The organism is Paenibacillus sp. J22TS3 (assembly GCF_018403205.1).
Taxonomy (GTDB): domain Bacteria; phylum Bacillota; class Bacilli; order Paenibacillales; family Paenibacillaceae; genus Fontibacillus; species Fontibacillus tuaregi.
On record NZ_BOSF01000051.1, the window covers coordinates 1 to 228 of the forward strand.

The following is a 228-nucleotide window of genomic DNA, read 5'->3' on the forward strand; positions in this document are numbered from 1 at the left end:
CTTTCGGCGGATCAGATTCTCACTGATCTTTTCGTTACTCATACCGGCATTCTCACTTGTGTACTCTCCAGCGCTCCTTACGGTACACCTTCAACGTATACACAACGCTCCCCTACCCCTGATGCAAAGCATCAAGCCATAGCTTCGGTGGTGTGTTTAGCCCCGTTACATTTTCGGCGCAGAGTCACTCGACCAGTGAGCTATTACGCACTCTTTAAATGGTGGCTG

1 rRNA gene is annotated in these 228 nt (G+C 50.0%); it reads right to left on the bottom strand.

Annotation, left to right across the window (positions count from 1 at the left end):
* Positions 1–228, bottom strand: a 23S ribosomal RNA gene (locus KJS63_RS26000); the annotation flags it as partial.